Origin of the sequence: Mycobacterium sp. 1165178.9, assembly GCF_001673555.1 — a bacterium.
Classification (GTDB): domain Bacteria; phylum Actinomycetota; class Actinomycetes; order Mycobacteriales; family Mycobacteriaceae; genus Mycobacterium.
In genome coordinates this window covers 1-20,320 of record NZ_LZMB01000381.1, presented here as the reverse complement: position 1 = coordinate 20,320, position 20,320 = coordinate 1, and the positions used below count along the sequence as shown (strand labels likewise).

At 65.1% G+C, this 20,320-nt stretch carries 17 protein-coding genes, 2 tRNA genes and 2 pseudogenes; 9 read left to right on the top strand and 12 right to left on the bottom strand.

The genetic code is table 11. The features are described from left to right. Positions 1-109 precede the first annotated feature (109 nt). The 9 genes and pseudogenes from A5652_RS16495 to dnaA form a co-directional block, all read right to left on the bottom strand. Positions 110-182 (bottom strand) — tRNA-Ala (locus A5652_RS16495). A gap of 148 nt (positions 183-330) precedes the next feature. Beyond that, positions 331-404 (bottom strand) — tRNA-Ile (locus A5652_RS16490). Positions 405-474: 70 nt separating this feature from the next. Next, positions 475-1,367, bottom strand: a pseudogene (locus tag A5652_RS16485) (DUF3566 domain-containing protein). Positions 1,368-1,456: 89 nt separating this feature from the next. Beyond that, a complete protein-coding gene (gyrA, locus tag A5652_RS16480; RefSeq protein ID WP_067353453.1) occupies positions 1,457-3,973 on the bottom strand; it encodes a DNA gyrase subunit A in 2,517 nt (838 codons plus the stop codon). Positions 3,974-4,015: 42 nt separating this feature from the next. Further along, positions 4,016-6,049 carry a DNA topoisomerase (ATP-hydrolyzing) subunit B gene (gene gyrB, locus A5652_RS16475; RefSeq protein ID WP_067353448.1) on the bottom strand — a complete coding sequence of 678 codons (2,034 nt, stop codon included), beginning with the start codon at positions 6,047-6,049 and terminating at the stop codon, positions 4,016-4,018. Positions 6,050-6,307: 258 nt separating this feature from the next. Continuing rightward, positions 6,308-6,865: a DUF721 family protein gene (locus tag A5652_RS16470; RefSeq protein WP_067353444.1), complete on the bottom strand. Its 558-nt coding sequence runs from the start codon at positions 6,863-6,865 to the stop codon at positions 6,308-6,310. After that, on the bottom strand, positions 6,862-8,019 hold the full coding sequence (gene recF / locus A5652_RS16465) for a DNA replication/repair protein RecF (protein ID WP_067353441.1): 1,158 nt from the start codon (positions 8,017-8,019) through the stop codon (positions 6,862-6,864). Before recF ends, A5652_RS16470 begins: the two co-directional genes overlap by 4 nt. After that, entirely contained in the window at positions 8,020-9,219 is a 1,200-nt protein-coding gene (dnaN, locus tag A5652_RS16460) for a DNA polymerase III subunit beta (RefSeq protein ID WP_067353438.1), read from the bottom strand. It abuts the gene before it with no gap. A gap of 564 nt (positions 9,220-9,783) precedes the next feature. Continuing rightward, the gene (gene dnaA / locus A5652_RS16455) at positions 9,784-11,319 is read right to left on the bottom strand and encodes a chromosomal replication initiator protein DnaA (RefSeq protein WP_067353462.1); all 1,536 of its coding nucleotides are present in this window, start codon (positions 11,317-11,319) and stop codon (positions 9,784-9,786) included. A gap of 598 nt (positions 11,320-11,917) precedes the next feature. Here dnaA and rpmH point away from each other — a divergent pair. The 9 genes from rpmH (at position 11,918) to A5652_RS16420 (ending at position 18,400) form a co-directional block, all read left to right on the top strand. After that, positions 11,918-12,061, top strand: coding sequence for a 50S ribosomal protein L34 (gene rpmH / locus A5652_RS26910; RefSeq protein WP_003874369.1), 144 nt, complete (start codon positions 11,918-11,920; stop codon positions 12,059-12,061). A 23-nt stretch (positions 12,062-12,084) separates the two neighbouring features. After that, the gene (gene rnpA, locus A5652_RS26905; RefSeq protein WP_082983946.1) at positions 12,085-12,438 is read left to right on the top strand and encodes a ribonuclease P protein component; all 354 of its coding nucleotides are present in this window, start codon (positions 12,085-12,087) and stop codon (positions 12,436-12,438) included. Next, positions 12,435-12,782, top strand: a complete 348-nt coding sequence (gene yidD, locus A5652_RS26900) for a membrane protein insertion efficiency factor YidD (RefSeq protein ID WP_156745384.1) — start codon at positions 12,435-12,437, stop codon at positions 12,780-12,782. The genes rnpA and yidD overlap by 4 nt, the downstream gene beginning before the upstream one ends. Beyond that, the gene (gene yidC, locus A5652_RS16445; protein ID WP_156745383.1) at positions 12,766-13,884 is read left to right on the top strand and encodes a membrane protein insertase YidC; all 1,119 of its coding nucleotides are present in this window, start codon (positions 12,766-12,768) and stop codon (positions 13,882-13,884) included. Before yidD ends, yidC begins: the two co-directional genes overlap by 17 nt. Positions 13,885-13,965: 81 nt before the next feature. Further along, positions 13,966-14,532 carry a R3H domain-containing nucleic acid-binding protein gene (locus A5652_RS16440; protein ID WP_067353428.1) on the top strand — a complete coding sequence of 189 codons (567 nt, stop codon included), beginning with the start codon at positions 13,966-13,968 and terminating at the stop codon, positions 14,530-14,532. Positions 14,533-14,609: 77 nt separating this feature from the next. Continuing rightward, positions 14,610-15,350 carry a 16S rRNA (guanine(527)-N(7))-methyltransferase RsmG gene (gene rsmG / locus A5652_RS16435; protein WP_067353424.1) on the top strand — a complete coding sequence of 247 codons (741 nt, stop codon included), beginning with the start codon at positions 14,610-14,612 and terminating at the stop codon, positions 15,348-15,350. Further along, a complete protein-coding gene (locus tag A5652_RS16430; RefSeq protein ID WP_082983944.1) occupies positions 15,347-16,357 on the top strand; it encodes a ParA family protein in 1,011 nt (336 codons plus the stop codon). Before rsmG ends, A5652_RS16430 begins: the two co-directional genes overlap by 4 nt. A gap of 17 nt (positions 16,358-16,374) precedes the next feature. Further along, positions 16,375-17,361, top strand: a complete 987-nt coding sequence (locus A5652_RS16425) for a ParB/RepB/Spo0J family partition protein (protein WP_067353421.1) — start codon at positions 16,375-16,377, stop codon at positions 17,359-17,361. Between the two features lie 265 nt (positions 17,362-17,626). Beyond that, on the top strand, positions 17,627-18,400 hold the full coding sequence (locus A5652_RS16420; protein ID WP_156745382.1) for an acetyltransferase: 774 nt from the start codon (positions 17,627-17,629) through the stop codon (positions 18,398-18,400). Positions 18,401-18,403: 3 nt separating this feature from the next. Here A5652_RS16420 and A5652_RS16415 read toward each other — a convergent pair whose 3' ends face one another. The 3 genes and pseudogenes from A5652_RS16415 to A5652_RS16405 form a co-directional block, all read right to left on the bottom strand. Further along, positions 18,404-19,624, bottom strand: a complete 1,221-nt coding sequence (locus A5652_RS16415; RefSeq protein ID WP_067353414.1) for an N-acetylmuramoyl-L-alanine amidase — start codon at positions 19,622-19,624, stop codon at positions 18,404-18,406. A 130-nt stretch (positions 19,625-19,754) separates the two neighbouring features. Then, entirely contained in the window at positions 19,755-20,108 is a 354-nt protein-coding gene (gene trxA, locus A5652_RS16410; RefSeq protein WP_067353411.1) for a thioredoxin, read from the bottom strand. Next, a pseudogene (locus A5652_RS16405) lies at positions 20,105-20,320 on the bottom strand (thioredoxin-disulfide reductase); the annotation flags it as partial. The pseudogene A5652_RS16405 and the gene trxA, both read right to left, overlap by 4 nt.

The following is a 20,320-nucleotide window of genomic DNA, read 5'->3' as shown; positions in this document are numbered from 1 at the left end:
GAGTGTCAAGGATCAACCGAAGTAACTGTCAACCATCAGCCGAAACACTGTCAGCCATCACCCGAAGACAAAATGTCCAGCATCAGCCGAGGTCATACATTGAGGCTTGTGGAGCCTAGGGGAATCGAACCCCTGACACCCGCCTTGCAAAGGCGGTGCTCTACCAACTGAGCTAAGGCCCCTCATCGTGACCGAGTGGCTGACCTTGGTCATCCATAGCCACGTGCCAGACCTCGACACCGCGTCGTGACCACGCCACCGCTGCCAATACGGCGATAAGTCCCAGCGGCAGTGCGAGTCTTACGCAACGTCTTGACGGGCACATGGTTGTGGGCCTAGGAGGACTCGAACCTCCGACCTCTTCGTTATCAGCGAAGCGCTCTAACCGCCTGAGCTATAGGCCCGTACTCGCGTACGGCCGAGCGACGAGATTACCGCAATCCCGGCCCGACTCCCAAAAGCGCAGCACTCACGCTAGTCGCGGTCCGCCAACGTGACCTCGATGCCGCCGATCAGATCGGTCGTCAGGTTGTAGATGAACGCGGCGATGGTGGCCGCCGCAGTCAGCAACACGATGTTCACCAAGCCGATCAGGACGGCGCCGCCGAAAATCGTGCCGCTGGACACCAGCTCGCCGCTGCTGCCGCTGGTGTTGTTGAGCAAGTCACCGACGTTGCTGTTCAACTTCGACCACACGCCCATGCCGCCGAGCACGAGGTACAGAAATGCGACGGCAATCATCCAGACGAAGAACAGCGCCACCGAGAGCAGCAGCGACACCTTCAGCGTGCTCCATGGATCGATGCGGCGAATCTGCATGCTGGCGCGCACCGGGCCGCGCGTCCTGCGTGACACCTGCACCCGGTTGTCGCGGTTTTCTCGGCCTTCCCGGTTTTCGGCGGTCGCCGGACGTCCGCCTCCCGACGAGGTCGGCGACTCCGCGGGGCGCTCGGGGCTGGGCTTGCGATGCGGACCGCGTGGCACCGGGCCGGACAGATCCGGTAATTCACTGGCGTAGGCCTCGGTCGGCGCAGGCTCACCGCGGGTGCCCGCAGGCTCGGGCTCTCTGGCATGCGCCGGAGCGCCGGCCCCCGGCGCCGCGGTGCCGGAGATGAAGCGGTTCAACCGGGATTCGACGCCGCCGGCCTGGCCCGATGGTCGCTTCTCCGTGAAGGGCTCGTTGGGTCGAGGCCCCGGATCCTGGGGCCGGGCGCCGCTGCGTTGCCACGGTGGTCCATCGCCGCCCGCACAGGGCGGCCGCCCCAAGAGGGCGGCGCCCCGTGGCGCGCACCGGCGCGTTCGACCGAACCATCCCCGTTGGGGCCATCCCCCTGCTTGGGGGCGCCCGGCTCGTTCGGTGAGGTCACCCCGACTCCTTTGATCTCCTACCAAGGCCGCCCAAGCGGTGGCAGTCGCATTATGTCTGGTCGGGCCGAGTCTAGTGCCTGGCTACCGACTAACTATCTGACTCCGCACCGTCGCTTTGCTCGACGACTTCGTCCGCGTTTTCTTCGGCGTTGCGGGCAATGGCCAACAGAGTGTTCTCCTCACCCAGGTTCATCAGGCGCACGCCCTTGGTCTGCCGTCCCGCCTTGCGAACCTGGCGCGCCGCGGTCCGGATGACGCCGCCTCCCGAGGTGATTGCGTAGAGCTCGCTGTCCTCATCGACGATCAACGCACCAACCAGCCTGCCACGCCGACGGTCGTACATCACTGTCAGGACTCCCTTGCCGCCGCGGCCCTGCACCGGATACTCCTCGATCGCGGTCCGCTTGGCGTATCCGCCCGACGTCGCGACCAGCAGGTAGGTGTCTGCGCGGACGACGTTGAGTGACAACAGGTAGTCGTCGGCGTTGAACCGCATGCCCTGCACGCCGGAGGTGGCGCGGCCCATCGGGCGCAGCGCTTCGTCGGTCGCCGAGAACCGGATGGATTGGCCGTTGGCCGAGACCAGCAGCAGGTCGTCGTCGGCGGAGCAGAGCACCGCACCGACCAGCTCGTCGCCGTCGCGCAGGTTGACCGCCACGATCCCGCCCGACCGGTTCGAGTCGAAGTCGGTCAGCTTGGTCTTCTTGACCAGACCGTTGCGGGTGGCCAGCACCAGATAGGGCGCGTCCTCGTAGCTCTTGATCTGGATGACCTGAGCGATCCGCTCCTCGGGCTGGAAGGCCAGTAGGTTCGCGACGTGCTGACCGCGAGCAGTCCTCGAGGCCTCCGGCAGGTCGTAGGCCTTGGCCCGATAGACCCGACCCTGCGTGGTGAAGAACAGAATCCAGTCGTGCGTCGAGCACACGAAGAAGTGCCGCACGATGTCGTCCTGCTTCAACCCGGCGCCCTGGACCCCCTTGCCGCCGCGCTTCTGGCTGCGGTACAGGTCGGTCTTGGTCCGCTTCGCGTAGCCGGTCTCGGTGATGGTGACGACGACGTCTTCGCGCGCGATCAGGTCCTCGTCGGCGACGTCACCGTCGGCGGCGATGATCCGGGTGCGGCGCTCGTCGCCATGCTTGTCGACGATCTCGGCCAGCTCGTCGTGCACGATCCGCCGCTGCCGCTCGGGCTTGGCCAGGATGTCTTCCAGGTCCGCGATCTCGGCTTCGATCTTGGCGAGGTCGTCGACGATGCGCTGGCGCTCCAGGGCGGCCAACCGGCGCAGCTGCATGTCCAGGATCGCCTGGGCCTGAATCTCGTCGATGTCCAGCAGCTCGATCAGGCCGGCCCGCGCGATCTCCACGGTCTCCGACGCCCGGATCAGCGCGATGACCTCGTCGAGCGCGTCGAGCGCCTTGACCAGACCGCGCAAGATGTGCGCGCGTTCGTTCGCCTTGCGCAACCGGTAGGTGGTGCGCCGCACGATGACGTCGAGTTGGTGCGCGACGTAGTAGCGGATCATCTGGTCGAGCCGCAGCGTGCGCGGCACCCCGTCGACGATCGACAGCATGTTCGCGCCGAAACTCGTCTGCAGCTGGGTGTGCTTGTAGAGGTTGTTCAGCACCACCTTGGCCACGGCGTCGCGCTTGATCTCTACCACGATGCGCAGGCCGACACGGTCGCTGGATTGGTCTTCGATGTTCGAGATGCCGGCCAGCTTGCCGTCGCGGACCTGCTCGGCGATCGAAGTGATGAAGTTGTCGTGGTTCACCTGGTACGGCAGCTCGGTGATCACCAGCGCGGTGCGGCCGCGTGAATCTTCTTCCACCTCAACGACTCCGCGCATCCGGATGGATCCACGGCCCGTGTTGTACGCGTCGTGGATGCCTTGCGACCCGACGATAAGACCGTAGGTGGGGAAGTCCGGGCCCTTGACCCGCTCGCAGACCGCGGCGAGCGTGGCCTCTTCGTCGGCCTCGTGGTTGTCCAGGCACCAGTAGACGGCTTCGGCGAGCTCCCGCAGGTTGTGCGGCGGGATGTTGGTCGCCATGCCGACCGCGATACCGCCGGAGCCGTTGGCCAGCAGGTTGGGGAACCGACTGGGCAGCACGGTCGGCTCTTGCACCCGGCCGTCATAATTGGGGATGAAATCGACTGTCTCCTCATCGATTTCACGAAGCATCTCCATCGCAAGCGGCGTTAGCCGCGCCTCGGTGTACCGCATGGCCGCTGGCGGGTCGTTACCCGGCGAACCGAAGTTGCCCTGCCCGTCGACCAGTGGATAACGCAGCGACCACGGCTGCGCCATTCGCACCAACGTGTCGTAGATCGATGCGTCACCGTGCGGGTGGTAGTTACCCATGGTCTCGGCGACCGAGCGCGCCGACTTGGCGTGGCTGCGGTCCGGTCGGAACCCGGAGTCGAACATCGCATACAGCACCCGGCGGTGCACCGGCTTGAGACCGTCGCGCACCTCGGGCAGGGCGCGCCCGACGATGACGCTCATCGCGTAGTCGATGTAGCTGCGCTGCATCTCCTGCTGAATGTCGACCGGCTGGATCCGGTCGACGGAGTCGTCACCTGGGGGCAGCGTGGTGTCAGTCATGTATTCCTCGTTGGTTGGTCAACGGTGGTAGGTCTGGATCGCTCAGACGTCCAGGAAGCGAACGTCCTTGGCGTTACGGGTGATAAAGCTGCGCCGCGCGTCGACGTCCTCGCCCATCAGGATGGAGAACAGCTCGTCGGCGGCCGCGGCGTCGTCGAGCGTGACTTGACGCAGCACCCGGACGGTGGGATCCATTGTGGTTTCCCACAATTCCTTGGCGTCCATCTCACCGAGACCCTTGTAGCGCTGGATGCCGTCGTCCTTATTGATCTTCTTGCCCGCCTTCTGACCGGCCTCCAGCAAGCCATCGCGCTCGCGGTCGGAGTAGGCGAATTCAGGATCGCTGCGCTGCCACTTCAGTTTGTAGAGCGGCGGCTGTGCCAAAAACACGTGCCCGTTCTCGATCAGCGGCCTCATGAACCGGAACAACAGCGTCAACAACAACGTAGAGATGTGCTGACCGTCGACGTCCGCGTCGGCCATCAGCACGATCTTGTGATAGCGCAGCTTGGTGATGTCGAACTCGTCGTGAATGCCGGTGCCCAGCGCGGTGATGATCGCTTGGACTTCGGTGTTCTTCAAAACCCGGTCGATGCGGGCCTTCTCCACGTTGATGATCTTGCCGCGCAGCGGCAGGATGGCCTGGAACATCGAGTCGCGGCCGCTCTTGGCCGAGCCGCCGGCCGAATCACCCTCCACCACATACAATTCCGACTTGCGCGGGTCGGTGGAGCGGCAGTCGGCGAGCTTGCCGGGCAGGCCGCCGAGGTCAGTGGCGCTCTTGCGGCGGACCAACTCTCGCGCTTTGCGCGCCGCGATGCGGGCCTGGGCCGACGACACGGCCTTGTTGACCACGACCTTGGCGTCCGCGGGGTTGGCTTCGAACCAGTGGGTGAGCTGTTCGTTGCAGACCTTCTGCACGAACGATTTGACTTCGGTGTTGCCCAATTTGGTCTTGGTCTGGCCCTCGAACTGCGGTTCGCTGACCTTGACCGAGATCACCGCGGCCAGGCCCTCGCGGATGTCGTCGCCGGTGAGGTTCGGATCCTTGTCCTTCAGCAGCTTCTTGTCCTTGGCGTACTTGTTGACCACCGTCGTCAGCGCGCTGCGGAAGCCCTCTTCGTGGGTACCACCCTCGTGGGTGTTGATGGTGTTGGCGAAGGTGTGCACCGATTCCGAGTAGCCGCCGTTCCACTGCATCGCGATTTCGACCTCGTGGCCGGGACCCTTGCCGTCGAAGTCGATGATGCTCTGCTGGATGGGGCTTTTGGTCCGGTTGATGTGCTTGACGAAGTCGACGAGCCCACCGGGGTAGTGGAAGGTGCGGTGCTTGACCTTATGCGGCGCAGCGGATTCCGCTGCTTTTTCCTTTGCGGACTTGGGCGCTTCGGCGGTGTCGCTGACGACCTCGTCGACGACCTCTTCGTTGCTCACCCGCTCGTCGGTGAGGTTGATCGTCAGCCCCTTGTTGAGGAAAGCCATCTCCTGCAGCCGGCGCGCGACGGTCTCGAAGTCGTACTCGGTGGTCTCGAAGATTTCGGGATCCGCCCAGAATCGGATGGTCGTGCCGGTGCGCTTGGTGGCCTCGCCCTGTTTGAGGGTTCCTGGCACGGCGCGCTCGTAATACTGCGACCATTCGTGGCCGTCGCGGGCGATGTCCACCTCGAGCCGGGTGGAAAGCGCGTTGACCACCGACACACCGACGCCGTGCAGGCCACCGCTGACGTTGTAACCACTGTTCTCACCGCCGAACTTGCCGCCGGCGTGTAGTTGCGTCATCACGACGTCGACGGTGGGGGCGCCGGTCGCGTGCATCGCCACCGGGATGCCGCGCCCGTTGTCGGAAACCTCGACGCTGGCATCGTCGAGAATCCGGACGTCGACCTTGTCTGCGTAGCCGGCCATCGCCTCGTCGACCGAGTTGTCGACCACCTCCCAGATGAGGTGGTGCAGACCACGCTCACCGGTGGACCCGATGTACATGCCGGGGCGTTTGCGGACGGCCTCGAGGCCCTCGAGCACGGTGATCGCTGAAGCGCCGTATTCGTCTTGTGCCTTCTTCTTCTGGGCAGCCACGGTCGGAATGCTCTCCTTGGGGTTTCATGCGGGCGGTTCCTCATCACCGCAACAGTCGCATGCCGTCAGTCTAGCGTGATCGTCCGTCCGCACCGATTTTCTGGCCGCGTTTCTACCCAGCTAACCGCGCCGTGCGCACGATTTCTTTATTCTGGCCGCGTCCCGACGTATGTCGAGGGGGTCCGCGTCGTCCTGGCGGATTTCAGGGGCCTGTGAACGAATCCTCGGCTGGGGATCCGCGGCCGGGTGTCCAGCGCCCTAACCGTAGGTGTCGCGCGGGCCCCTTCCGGCGATATGGCGCGGTCCCTTGCGCCAGGACGGCGCGGCCGGGCCGGTGATTTTCAGCGACGTCACCACCCCATTGCCGACGGCGGCGGCGATCTTGGCCAGTAACTGTGACTGGATCATCCGCAGTTGGGTGGCCCATGCTGTCGATTCCGCGGCCACGCTCAGCACCCCGTCCTTGAGCGCGGTCGGGGCGGCGTGGTCGGCGATCTGGTGGCCGACGACGGTCGCCCAGTTGCCCAGGACGGTGCCCTCGGCGACTTGCGCGGACCAGCCCCGCTTCTTCGCCAGATCACGCGCCAGCCTGCCCAGGGGCTGGGGATCGCGGGTATCGGGTCCTGGTCCCGACCAACTGCGCCGCTGGCCCGCCACACGGCGCGGTGCGGGGGCCGCCGCTCGGCCGCGGCCGGCGTCTTTTCCCTGAGCCCGGGCGGCCGCCCGAGCTTCCTCGAGGGTGCGGCGGACCAAGTCGATCCCGCTCAAGGCATTCGACGGTTCGGTGGGGCGCGAATCCTCATCCCCGCCCGTCATGAGTGCATCTCCGATACGCGCCCGGCGTCGCTGTCGCGTAGGTCGACATAGATCCGCCTGGCTTCCCAGCCCGCCGGAATGTCTTCGAGCACCGCCGCGGTGACCAACACCTGTTCGGCCGATTCGGCCACCGTAGCCAGCGCGCGGCGACGGGCCGCGTCGAGTTCGGCGAACACGTCGTCGAGCAACAACACGGGTTCGCTTTCTTCGGTTCGCAGTAATTCGTATGCGGCCAGCCGCAGCGACAACGCCACCGACCACGACTCCCCGTGACTGGCAAAGCCTTTCGCGGGCTGGTCGCCGAGCCACAATTCCAAGTCGTCACGGTGTGGCCCAACGAGACACATGCCGCGTTCCAGTTCCGCATCGCGGCGCGCCGCCAACGCCGCGAGCAGGGCGGCTTCCAGCGAATCGCGGTCGGCATCGGCGATGTCCGCCGGAGCCTCGGCGCCCAGGCTCGATCGATAGCCGATGGAAGCGGCACGGGATCCGGGGGCCAACAACTGGTAGGCCTTTTCGACCTCGGGTGCCAACTGGTTCACCAAATCGATGCGGGCGGCCATCAATTGGGCGCCGTGCTCGGCGAGGCGACTGTCCCAGACGTCAAGCGTGTCCAGAGCGCTCTTGTCGCCGCGATAACGGGCCCCGGATAGCGATTTCAACAGCGCCGTGCGTTGCCGCAAGACTTTGTCGTAGTCGGAACGCACCGCGGCCACCGCCGGGCGGCGCACCGTCGCCAAGTCGTCGAGGTAACGCCGCCGGTCGGACGGATCGCCCCGCACCAGGGACAGGTCCTCGGGGGCAAACAACACCGCCCTCAGGACCCCGATGACCTCTCGGGTGCTGCGCACCGGGGATCGGTTCAGCCGCGCCTTGTTCGCCCGGCCGGCCACGATCTCCAGATCGACCGCGCACTCCCTGCCCTCGTTGACCACGATCGTCGAAACCACCGCACGGTCCGCGCCCGCGCGGATCAACGGCACGTCCGTTCCCACCCGATGTGACCCCATGGTGCTCGAATACCACAGCGCCTCAAGGAGATTCGTCTTCCCAAATCCATTGGATCCGATGAAGACCGTCCGACCAGGCTGCAATTCGAGGTCGGCGTGTGCCCAGGACCGGAAATCGCGCAGTCCCAAATGCCGGACGTACACCTAGCCAGGCAACCGGACAGGCATCAACAAGTAGACGTAATCGGTCGGTACAGCGCTGTAAGGGCCCGTCCCGCTCGGGTGGCTGTCGTCACTCAACACCGGTCGCAGCAACGCCGGCTTGCCCGGGGTCGTGAAACCGAACGACACCCGCTCAGAATGGACCGATCCCAAGCCGTCGGTCAGATACGTCGGGTTGAACGCGATCGTCAGCGGCTCTCCGACAAAATCGACCGCCAGATCTTCCTCGGCCCGGCCGACGTCGTCGGCGCCCGCGGACAGCCGCAGCGAGCCCTCGCTGAATTCCATCCGGACCTGGGCGCCCCGGTCGGCCACCAGCGCGACGAGCTTGATGGCCTCGGTCAGCTCGGCCACGTCGATGGTCGCGACGGCCGTGTGCTCGGCCGGCAACAGCTGACGGAACTTCGGGAATTCGGCATCGAGCAGTCGGGTGGTGCTGCGCTTACCGTTACCGCTGATGCCGAGCAATCCGTCTTTTCCGACGCCCGATCCCGCACCCAATGACAAGCGAACCTCGGACCCGTCGGCGCCGGTCCGGGCGGCTTCGGCCAGTGTCTTGGCCGGGACCAGGACCGCGGCTTCTATGTCGGGCGAGGCCGCCGACCAGGTCAGCTCACGAACTGCCAACCGGAACCTGTCGGTGGCGGCCAAAACCACCGTCTCACCCGAAATCTCAACCCTGATCCCGGTCAGCATCGGCAACGTGTCGTCACGGCCGGCGGCGATGGCGACCTGGCTGATCGCCTCGGCGAACAAATCGGCGGGCAGCGTCCCGGTCTCTTCCGGCAGCGCCGGCAACGTCGGATAATCCTCAACCGCCATCGTCGGCAGCGAGAACCTGGCGTTCCCGCAGTGCAGCGCCACACGGTTGCCGTCGACGTAGAAGTCGATCGGTTTGTTGGGCAGTGCCCGCACGATGTCCGACAGCAACCTGCCGGATACCAAAACGCTTCCCGGAGAAGCTATTTCGGCTGCAACCTGCGCTTCCGCGGAAACCTCGTAATCGAATCCGGAGATCGTCAGGCCCTCATCGGTCCCCGACAGCAGCACACCGGAAAGCACCGGCACGGCGGGTCTGGACGGCAGGTTCTTCGCCACCCATGACACCGCGTCCGCGAAAGACTCCCGCACCAAACGAAATTTCAAGTCGCTGAGGCCAGCCGTTGTCGTCGCCGCGTCCATAGCGTCCCTTCACCTACCCAGCGTTTTCGAATCCAGTGGCTAGCCGCCCCCGCTAGCACGGGGCTCCGCCGCGACCGCCGATGGAGGCTAATGCCAACGACGACCGCAACGGCAGTCGAAGAACAACCGTAGATCCTTCGACGCCATCTTGAAAGCTAATCGCAAAGCCCGACAACCCGGGCTGACGAAGGCTCAGCCGACGGGTGTGTACCGCGCGTCCCCAAGGCTGTATTCCAAAGAAGAACCGATGAAGATATCTCAGTACCAGTATTAAGGCCTGTGCACTCTGGGGACAGCACGGCCTCGGCGCAGCTAGCGCCACGATCGGGTTGTGCATCGTGCGGTGAACGCCTGTGGGTGATGTGTTGGGGGCGTGGGGACGAACGACAGCTGTGCACCCAGGCCGCGTTAGTACACCGGCGTTTAATTGCGTTGTACACAGCCCTGCCCACATGCCGTCGGTGGGACGGGTGTGACAGACGCGCGTGAAGTTTCTCGAAAAAAATTACGAACAGGGCGGCCCAAAGCCGAAACCGGTGGTTCGCCGCGCCGGGGGAAGACGATTCAGCGCTTGGAGCGCTGACGGATGCGAGTGGTGAGTTCTTTGACGTGATCAAAAACCTCGCGCCGCTCGGCCATTTCGGACAAGATCTTGCGCTGCGCATACATGACCGTCGTGTGATCACGGCCGAATGCCTGCCCGATCTTGGGCAGTGAGAGATCGGTGAGCTCGCGGCACAGGTACATGGCGATCTGGCGCGACTGGGCCAGGGCCCGGGTCTTTCCGGGGCCGCGGAGTTCCTCCACGGTGGTGTCGAAGTATTCGGCGGTGGCCGCCATGATGGTGGCCGCGCTGATCTGCATTGTGCTGGCATCGGCGATCAGGTCGCGCAGCACGATCTCGGCCAGCGCCTTATCGATCGGCGTCTTGTTCAGCGAGGCGAACGCGGTCACCCGAATGAGGGCTCCTTCGAGCTCTCGAATGTTGCGTTCGATGCTGCTGGCGATGAGTTCCAGCACGTCGTCGGGGACCGCCAGCCGCTCCATTTGAGCCTTCTTGCGCAAAATGGCGATGCGCGTTTCCAGTTCCGGGGGCTGCACATCGGTGATCAAGCCCCACTCGAACCGTGTTCTCAGCCGGTCTTCCAACGTGGCCAGCTGCTTGGGCGGCCGGTCCGACGAGATGACGATCTGTTTGTTCGCGTTGTGCAGGGTGTTGAAGGTGTGGAAGAACTCCTCCTGGATACCTTCCTTGCCCTCGATGAACTGAATGTCATCGACTAGCAGGACGTCGACGTCGCGGTAGCTGCGCTTGAACGCGACCTTGCGGTCGTCGCGCAGCGAGTTGATGAAGTCGTTGGTGAATTCCTCGGTGGAGACGTACTTGACTCGCATCCCCGGGAAGAGCCGCTGCGCGTAATTCCCGGCGGCGTGCAGCAGGTGGGTCTTGCCGAGACCGGACTCACCCCAGATGAACAACGGGTTGTACGCGCGGGCCGGCGCTTCGGCGATCGCCAGCGCCGCGGCGTGAGCGAACCGGTTGGAGGCGCCGATGACGAAAGTGTCGAACGTATAGCGGCGGTTGAGGCTGGTTCCGGCGGCCACTGCCGGATCGATCGCGTGCGGCCGCTCGGTGAAGTAGTTGGGCCAGCCCGGCTGGTTGTCGTTGACCGTCTCGCTGTTTTCGAAAGCTTCCTCGGTGTCGACGACCGCTTCGTCGCCGGGGAAGGACGGGTCGGATCCGGGGAACGGCTCCGCCGGCGGGATGAGTGCATCGTCGACATCGTCGGGCGGGGGAGCGATGCGAACGCCCAGTTGGATCTGCTGCCCGAGTCGGCGGCTGAGCGCATCGGTGATCGGGGCCCGCAGATGTCTTTCGATCTCGTTCTGGACGAAGCTGCTCGGCACCGACAACAGCGCGAATCCCTCGACGATGGTCAGTGGGCGGACCAGATTCAGCCACGCTCGTTGCTGCGGAGTGAGGGGAGTGACAAGGGCCGTGCGGTTGACGGCCACGCCATCCGCGGTGGGTTCCCCGTTGAGTTCGGAAACGACCGCATTCCACACTGTCGTGAAACTGGAACCGGGGTCATCGGTCAACGACGCATCTCCCTGGTTCTCGAACGTCCCGACCCGAGTTACACCACGCTTGGCGACAAAACAACTGTCCACATAGTTATACACAGGTGTGGACAGGACGATCGTAGGCGAGCCACAACCTATCGGCCGGCTCGTGATCTCCGCGCTGGAAGAGAACCTCGAAAGGTTGTCTAGGCAGCTAGTCGATCCACCATCCTCGCTTCGTTGCCGAGCGCTGCTTGTCGTCTAAAACGACTTCGCAGAAGCTAACAGTTTTCCGTTCGGCTGCCAACAGTTCTGCCGCATTCCAATCGGGTCATTTAGGGTGTGTAAGGCTTGCTTCGGCTCGTTATGGTAACGACGACTGCGGCCAGTGTGATCGAAACGGAAATCTTTCTCCGCCTCTCCGCGCGGGTCCGTTGTGGCAAGCCAGGTTTGACCAGGCGAAGCCTCGTCAGTACCCTCAAACAGTCGCCCGAAAGTCGGCGATACGGCTGCGACCCGAATCACTTGGGGACCGCGCCGGCCAGCAGCACCAAGACCACCTCCGGTTGAACCGCAGACGAGCCCGATTCGAAACGTCTGAGCGGCCGGATGGCAACACAACGAGGAGAACGTCGTGGCCAAGGGCAAGCGGACCTTCCAGCCGAATAACCGGCGCCGAGCCCGCGTGCATGGTTTCCGCCTGCGGATGCGCACACGTGCCGGGCGCGCGATCGTGTCCGGTCGGCGCCGCAAGGGCCGCCGCGCGCTCTCTGCCTGATCGCAGCGCCAGGTTTTTCAGCGGTGCTTCCCGCACGCAACCGCATGACGCGGTCAATTGACTTTGACGCGGCGGTGAAGCACGGGGTTCGTCTGTCGCAGCCCGATGTCGTCGTCCATCTTCGCCGGGGATCCGATGGGGACGAGATGCGCGCGCCGCGTGTCGGATTGGTGGTGGGGAAGCCCGTCGGATCCGCCGTAGAACGCCACCGCGTCGCTCGCCGGCTGCGGCATGTAGCCCGCACCTTGCTGGGAGAACTCGGCCAATCGGATCGGTTGGTCATCCGTGCGCTGCCGAGCAGCCGGACCGCGTCTTCGGCCCGACTCGAGCAGGAACTGCGCCGGTGTTTGCGACGAGTGCCGGGGAGCAAGACGTGACCGCGCCGGCGCGACTGCGCGCGTTCGTCCGTACGGTCGGAAGGTCGGCCGCGCGCGGCGTGATTTTTTTGATCCAGCTATACCGGCATATGGTGTCGCCGCTGCGCCCGGCGACATGTCGCTTCGTTCCGACCTGCAGCCAGTACGCGGTCGATGCGCTCACCGAGTACGGCCTGATTCGCGGGAGCTGGTTGGCTGCGGCCAGACTCGCCAAGTGCGGACCATGGCATGAAGGCGGATGGGACCCGATACCGGACCGCCCCGGAAGCCACGTGAATTGCCAAGATGCCAGCGACGCCCGGGCCGTCCGAGCGTCGCGAGGGGAGAGTGGATCTTTTGTTTGATTTCTTCAGCCTCGACTTCGTCTACTACCCGGTGTCGTGGATCATGTGGGTCTGGTACAAGCTGTTCGCCTCCATGCTGGGGCCGTCGAACTTCTTTGCCTGGGCGCTGTCGGTGATGTTTTTGGTCTTCAGCCTGCGCGCGCTGCTCTATAAGCCTTTCGTGCGGCAGATCCGCACCACGCGGCAGATGCAGGAGCTGCAGCCGCAGATCAAGGCGCTGCAGAAGAAGTACGGCAAGGATCGCCAGCGCATGGCGCTCGAGATGCAGAAGCTTCAGCGCGAACACGGCTTCAACCCGATCCTGGGCTGCCTGCCGATGTTGGCGCAGATCCCGGTCTTCATCGGGCTGTATCACGTGCTGCGCTCGTTCAACCGGACCACCGGTGGCTTCGGCCAGCCCCACTTGTCGGTGGCGCAGAACCGTCTCACCGGAAACTACGTCTTCACCCCGACCGACGTTGGGCACTTCCTGGACGCCAACTTGTTCGGCGCACCGATCGGCGCCTTCATGACGCAGCGCACCGGATTGGATGCGTTCACCTTCTTCAGCCGGCCGGCAGTGATCGCGGTGGGCCTGCCGGTGATGATCCTGGCGGGTGTCGCGACCTACTTCAACAGCCGGGCGTCGGTGGCGCGGCAGAGCCCTGAGGCGGCGGCGAACCCGCAGACCGCGATGATGAACAAGCTCGCGTTGTACGTGTTTCCGCTCGGCGTGGTGGTCGGTGGGCCGTTCCTTCCGCTCGCCATCATCCTGTATTGGTTCGCGAACAACATCTGGACTTTCGGGCAGCAGCACTACGTCTTCGGGATGATCGAGAAAGAGGACGAAGCCAAGAAGCAGGAAGTGATCCAGCGCCGGGCGGCGAACGCGCCGGCGCCGGGAGCCAAGCCGAAGCGGAATCCCAAGGCGGCATCGCCGGGCGGGAACGGTTCGCCGGCGGCCGAGAGCGACACCGACGCGTCCGGTTCCGCGGCGACGGATTCCGATGTGGCCGACGGCCCGGCGCCTGACGTGAGCGGGGGCCCGGCACCTGACGTGAGCGGGGGCCCGAGCAACCGGACGCCGCGGCCCGGGGCACGACCGAAAAAACGCAAGCGCTGATACGGGCGCAATAGCTATCGGGGGCCGCCCGGGGAGGGTGACCCCATTGGGCTGGGGCCCATGGATTGAGGGAGAGAAGACATGACAGACGCCGACACCACCGAACGCGACGTTGATACGGAGCTCGACACACGATCGGCCGCCGAAGATGCTGCGGCCGCCGATGCGGAGGAGGTCGATGACCTGGAGGAGCGGTTGGTCGCCGAGGGCGAGATAGCCGGCGATTACCTCGAAGAGTTGTTGGACCTGTTGGACTTCGACGGCGACATCGACTTGGACGTCGAGGGCAGCCGCGCCATCGTGAGCATCGATGGCAGCGACGACCTGAACAAGTTGGTGGGTCGCGGTGGCGAGGTGCTCGACGCGCTACAGGAACTCACCCGGCTTGCGGTTCACCAAAAGACCGGAGTGCGAAGCCGATTGATGCTCGATATCGCGAGCTGGCGCCGGCGGCGGCGGGAGGAATTGGCGGCGCTGGGCGACAAGGTCGCGCGCCGGGTGCTCGAATCCGGCGAGCGGGAAGAGCTTGCGCCCATGACGCCGTTCGAACGCAAGATCGTCCACGACGCTGTCGCCGCGGTCTCCGGAGTACACAGCGAGAGCGAGGGCGTTGAGCCTGCGCGCCGCGTGGTCGTCCTGCACGACTGACGCCCAGAGTTACAGCTGTGTAGTTCCCGTCGTCCCACCGGCCTCCAAAGGTTGAAAGTGCGCGCAGCAACTAGAGGATGTTTCACGTGAAACATGGCCGCGCCGCGAACGCCGCGACGGGTCGCTCGGGGGAGGAGGCCGCAGACGGCGGTCCCCGGGACGCCGCGACCGCGGTCTTCGGCGAGCGGCTCGGAATCGCCCAGCGGTATGCCGAATTCCTGGCGACCGCGGGTGTGGAACGGGGGCTGCTCGGCCCGCGGGAAGTGGACCGCATCTGGGACCGCCACATACTCAATAGCGCGGCCGTCGCCGAACTCCTCGACCGGGGCGAGCGCATCATCGACATCGGCAGCGGGGCGGGCCTGCCCGGGATACCGCTGGCGATCGCGCGGCCCGATCTTGAGGTCGTGTTGCTCGAGCCGCTGCTGCGGCGCAGCGAATTTCTCGCCGAGGTCATCAACCAACTAGGGTTAGCCGTCGAGGTGGTCCGTGGCCGTGCGGAGGAACCGGGAGTCCGTAACCGGTTCGGGGAGAGGGATGCTGCGGTGTCGCGAGCGGTTGCGTCGTTGGACAAGTTGACCAAGTGGAGCTTGCCGTTACTACGGCCCTCCGGGCGGATGCTCGCCATCAAGGGGGAGCGGGCTTCCGATGAAGTTGAACAATTCCGGCGTGTGATGACAGCATCGGGCGCCGCTGATGTCAGGGTGGTGACATGTGGCGCGAACTATTTGCGTCCCCCCGCAACCGTAGTTTTAGCGCGACGCGCAAAGCCGCCGCACCACAAACCGGCACGGACCGGGAAGGCCGGAACCCGATGACATCTTCAGGCGATTGGCCGGCGGCCTCGCAGGCGCCGGCAGACGTTCACCAGGCGGGGGCGCCGGCTCCGGCGCCGACGAATCCGGACACATCGCCGGCGGGCGTCTCTGCGCCGACCGCGACGACGAATGTTTCACGTGAAACAGTGGACGATTTTGACACCCCCATCGGGGCGGCCGCCGAACGCGCCATGCGGGTGCTGCACACCACCTACCCGCCACTGCGCAGGCCGTCCCGCCGCCGCGTGTTCACGGTCGCGAACCAAAAGGGCGGCGTCGGCAAGACGACGACCGCGGTCAACCTCGCGGCAGCGCTCGCGCTTCAGGGACTCAAGACCCTCGTCATCGACCTCGACCCTCAGGGCAACGCAAGCACGGCGCTCGGCATCACCGATCGGCAATCGGGGACGCCTTCCTCGTACGAAGTACTACTCGGCGAGGTCGCCGTGCACGACGCGCTCCGCCAAAGCCCGCATAATGAGCGCCTGTTCTGCATCCCGGCGACGATCGATTTGGCGGGCGCCGAAATCGAATTGGTCAGCATGGTGGCGCGCGAGAACCGGTTGCGCACGGCGCTGGCCGACCTCGACAGCCTGGACTTCGACTGCGTCTTCATCGACTGCCCGCCATCGCTCGGGCTACTGACCATCAACGCGCTCGTCGCCGCCCCGGAGGTCATGATCCCGATCCAGTGCGAGTACTACGCGCTCGAGGGCGTGTCTCAGTTGATGCGCAACATCGAGATGGTGAAGGCGCACCTCAATCCGAAGCTTGAGGTGAGCACCGTGGTGCTGACCATGTACGACGGCCGCACCAAACTCGCCGACCAGGTCGCGGAAGAGGTGCGCCGGTACTTCGGGAGCAAGGTGTTGCGCACCGTCATTCCGCGCAGCGTGAAGGTGTCCGAGGCGCCGGGTTACAGCATGACCATCATCGATTACGACCCCGGTTCACGCGGGGCGATGAGCTACCTCGACGCGAGCCGCGAACTCGCCGAGCGCGACTGACCACCGAAGGGACGACCATGACGCAGCCGTTACGCAAGAAGGGTGGCCTCGGCCGGGGCCTGGCTTCGCTTATTCCGACTGGCCCCGCGGAAGGCGACTCGGGGCCGGCGACTCTGGGCCCGCGCATGGGCGACGCCGCCGCCGACGTCTTGATCGGGGGACCGCCTCCGCAGGACACATCGTCGGTGGGCGCGGTCTATCGCGAGATCGCACCGGCCGACATCGAACGCAACCCGCGCCAGCCGCGCCAGGTTTTCGACGAGGAAGCCCTGTCGGAGCTGGTGCACTCCATCCGCGAGTTCGGCCTGTTGCAGCCGATCGTGGTACGAGCGGTCAAGGATTCCACGAGCGGTGCGCGATACCAGATCGTGATGGGGGAGCGGCGCTGGCGAGCGGCTCAAGAGGCCGGCCTGGCGACCATCCCGGCCATCGTGCGCGAAACCGGCGATGACGATCTACTGCGCGATGCCCTGTTGGAGAACATCCACCGGGTACAGCTGAACCCGTTGGAAGAGGCGGCCGCCTACCAACAGCTGCTCGACGAGTTCGGCGTCACCCACGATGAACTGGCGGCACGCATCGGCCGGTCGCGGCCGTTGATCACGAACATGATCCGGTTGCTCAAGCTCCCGATCGCGGTACAGCGGCGGGTGGCGGCCGGAGTGCTGTCCGCCGGCCACGCGCGCGCCCTGCTGTCGCTGGAGGCCGGCCCCGAAGCACAGGAGGAACTGGCCACCCGGATCGTTGCCGAGGGACTGTCGGTGCGGGCAACCGAAGAGGCGGTCACGTTGGCCAACCGGAGTGGTGCGGCCATGCCGCCGGCCCCCCGCCGCAAGCCCATCCAGATGCCGGGCCTGCAAGACGTTGCCGACCGGCTGTCGACCGCCTTCGACACCCGCGTCACGGTCAGCCTCGGCAAACGCAAGGGCAAGATCGTGGTCGAGTTCGGTTCGGTGGACGATCTGCAGCGGATTCTCGACGTTATGTCCCCGCCCAAGGCATGAAGTAGGACACCGTGTAATTACGTCACTGTGACACCCGGGCAACTTTTGTGCCAAATCAGCCTATCCCGGGCGCTCCGACTCGACGAAACAGTATGCGCATCAACAACTTTCGAACTTAGGCGCGCGGCGGCGGCGCAGGGCCGGCCGTTCGGGCGCTTCAACCGTAATGACCAGGAGAAAGCTGGCCCGATCACGACCACCTCTCCTATCCTGGAGGGGTTGCCGGTGCAGATGGCCGCAGTACCGCACAGGAGCCAGGAGGCTAGTGTCCGCTCGAATCATGCCGCTACGGCTCGAGGCATTCGAGCAGCTTCCCAAGCACGCACGCCGGTGCGTCTTCTGGGAAGTCGATCCAGCGACCCTCGGTAATCAGGACCACCTCGCCGACCCAGAATTCGAAAAAGAAGCGTGGTTGTCGATGGTGATGCTGGAGTGGGGATCGTGCGGGCAAGTCGCAACCGCGGTCCCGGACGAGCGAAGCCAGGCCGAGCCCCCGTGCCTGGGCTACGTGTTCTACGCCCCGCCGCGGGCCGTGCCGCGGGCACAGCGGTTCCCCACGGGTCCGGTGTCCGCCGACGCCGTGCTGTTGACGTCGATGGGCATCGAACCCGGGCCGGCGGCCGACGACCTGCCGCACGGCTTGATCGCCCGGGTCATCGACGAACTGGTACGCCGCGGCGTGCGCGCGCTCGAAGCGTTCGGTCGTACCCCGGCCGCTTCCGAATTGCAGGATCCGCGCCTCGTCGGTCCGGACGTACGGCCGGTGCTGGAAGCCGTCGGCGACTGCTCGGTGGACCATTGCGTCATGGATGCAGATTTCTTGAAAGACACGGGTTTCGTTGTGGTAGCGCCACATACGTACTTTCCTCGGCTGCGGCTGGAACTAGACAAAGGCCTCGGCTGGAAGGCTGAGGTGGAGGCGGCCCTGGAGCGCCTGCTGGAGAACGCACATCTGGAGCAGCCGGTCGGCGCCGGGTCTACGGCAGCGGGCGCCGGGTCTACGACGGCGAATGCGCCCGAAACGCCCCGGGGTGGTTAGTAGTTAGGAACCGCCAAGTTGGCTGGTGCGTTCCACCGACAGTTCGTGGGCCAGCAGTTCGGCGAAGGTGAAGGTGCCAGTAGGGCGATCGTTCTTGCCCAACAGGTAGAGCCGCTTGACCGCGGCGAGGATTCCCTCGGCGATGGCGTCGCGGGTCTGCGTCGAGACCAGCATCGAGCGGTCCCGAGGGTTGGTGATGTAGCCGACGTCTACCTGTACCGTCGGCATCCGGGTCAGGCGCAACAGATCCCACGTCCTGCCGTGCGTGCGGCAGTCCCGTAAACCGGTGCGTGCCACCACTTCTCGCTGGATGAAGTCGGCGAGGTTGCGCCCGATGGTGGAGACGGAACCGTGCGAGTTGCCGAAGTGAAAGGAAGCCACCCCGTTGGCAGCCGGACTGATCTGACTTTCGCAGCGCAGACTGATCATCAGGTCGGCGCCGACGTTGTTGGCGGTGGCAGCGCGTTCGGCATCGAGGGGACTGCGATTGACCGGGCGCGACAAAAAGGTCTCCATGCCGATCGCGGCCATCCGTCCTTCCAAGCGGCTGCCCAAGTCCCACAACACATCTGCTTCGCTGATCGGTCCGGATGGACCCTGCATGATCGTGCCGTGGTCCGCGCCGCCGCGGCCCGGATCGATGATGATCCGCTTACCCGACAGTTTGGGACCGGATGAGCGGACCAGCTCCTCTTCGCGGAGCGCATGCGGAGAACCGCCGGTCACGCGCGAACTCAGGAAATGAAAGGAGCGCAACGTTTCCGGGCCGCAGATACCGTCGGCGGAAAGCCCGTACTCGCGCTGGTACGACATCAATGCGTTGTGGGTCTGTAGCCCGAAGTATCCGTCGACCAGGCCGGTGTAGAAGCCCAGATCCTGCAGCCGCGCTTGCAGCGTGGCCACGTCGTCGCCGAACAGCGGGGCACCGAATTGGTGATACAGCGTGCGGGCACCGAGCCGATACGAGGCCTCTTTGAGCGCGCGGTAGGTGGCCTCGCCGACGATGCCGTCCACCAGCAGACCCCGATGCTGCTGAAAGGCACGCACCGCTTGGTCGAGTTCGGCATCGAAGAGTTCGAGGGCCACGTGCCGGCCGGTGTTGAGATCGTCCTCGGAGCTATCCAGCAGGCCCAGCGTGACCAGCGTCGCCCGGATCTCGGTCACAGCAGCGCCGTGGTCACCACAACGCAGCGCGTCGCCGTATTCGCGGCGCGGACTCGACATACCAAGGGCCCTCCGGGACTATTGACAAGCTCAGATGTGGGCAACAGCTAACGGTATTGTCGCAGACGGTTCGTAAATTCGGGAAAACCGCAGGCTGTGCGCGGGGCGTGGTGCGACGAATTAAATGAAATCAGCTGAGGTTGGGAACCGCGTCCGAGAGCTCACGCAGTAACGCCGCCTTGCCTTTCGCGCCGACGATCCGCTTCACCGGCTGCCCGTCTTTGAACAGGATCAGGGTAGGGATGGAGACCACCTGGAAGTTCTGTGCGGTCTCGGGGTTCGCGTCCACGTCCAGTTTGGCGACCGTGAGGTGTTCGCCTCGCTCGCTGGCGATTTCCTCGAGAACCGGGGCCACCATCTTGCAGGGCCCGCACCATGTCGCCCAAAAGTCAACCAGCACAGGCTTATTGCTGGACAATACGTCGGTAGAGAACGACGCGTCAGAGACTTCTATTGTGGCACCGGCTTTTTCGGCGTCGGTCATTGTGGCGCTCCAATCAATGTGTCGGTACTGCCCGGAAATTCGGTGGCGTCGCCTTGAGCGGCGGCGCTGGACTCTTCGTGGTCGGCGAGCCAGCGTTCGGCGTCGATGGCCGCCGAGCAGCCGCTGCCCGCGGCGGTGATGGCCTGGCGGTAGGTGCGATCCACCAGGTCCCCGGACGCGAACACCCCATCAATCGAAGTACTCGTGGTGCG

Excerpts from the sequence above, each read along its gene's own strand:
- gyrA (WP_067353453.1), bottom strand. The coding sequence starts at position 3,973 with ATGACTGACACCACGCTGCCCCCAGGTGACGACTCCGTCGACCGGATC.
- A5652_RS16470 (WP_067353444.1), bottom strand. The coding sequence starts at position 6,865 with ATGACGGGCGGGGATGAGGATTCGCGCCCCACCGAACCGTCGAATGCC.
- dnaN (WP_067353438.1), bottom strand. The coding sequence starts at position 9,219 with ATGGACGCGGCGACGACAACGGCTGGCCTCAGCGACTTGAAATTTCGT.
- A5652_RS16440 (WP_067353428.1), top strand. The coding sequence starts at position 13,966 with ATGACAGACGCCGACACCACCGAACGCGACGTTGATACGGAGCTCGAC.
- rsmG (WP_067353424.1), top strand. The coding sequence starts at position 14,610 with ATGTTTCACGTGAAACATGGCCGCGCCGCGAACGCCGCGACGGGTCGC.
- A5652_RS16430 (WP_082983944.1), top strand. The coding sequence starts at position 15,347 with ATGACATCTTCAGGCGATTGGCCGGCGGCCTCGCAGGCGCCGGCAGAC.
- A5652_RS16425 (WP_067353421.1), top strand. The coding sequence starts at position 16,375 with ATGACGCAGCCGTTACGCAAGAAGGGTGGCCTCGGCCGGGGCCTGGCT.
- A5652_RS16415 (WP_067353414.1), bottom strand. The coding sequence starts at position 19,624 with ATGTCGAGTCCGCGCCGCGAATACGGCGACGCGCTGCGTTGTGGTGAC.
- trxA (WP_067353411.1), bottom strand. The coding sequence starts at position 20,108 with ATGACCGACGCCGAAAAAGCCGGTGCCACAATAGAAGTCTCTGACGCG.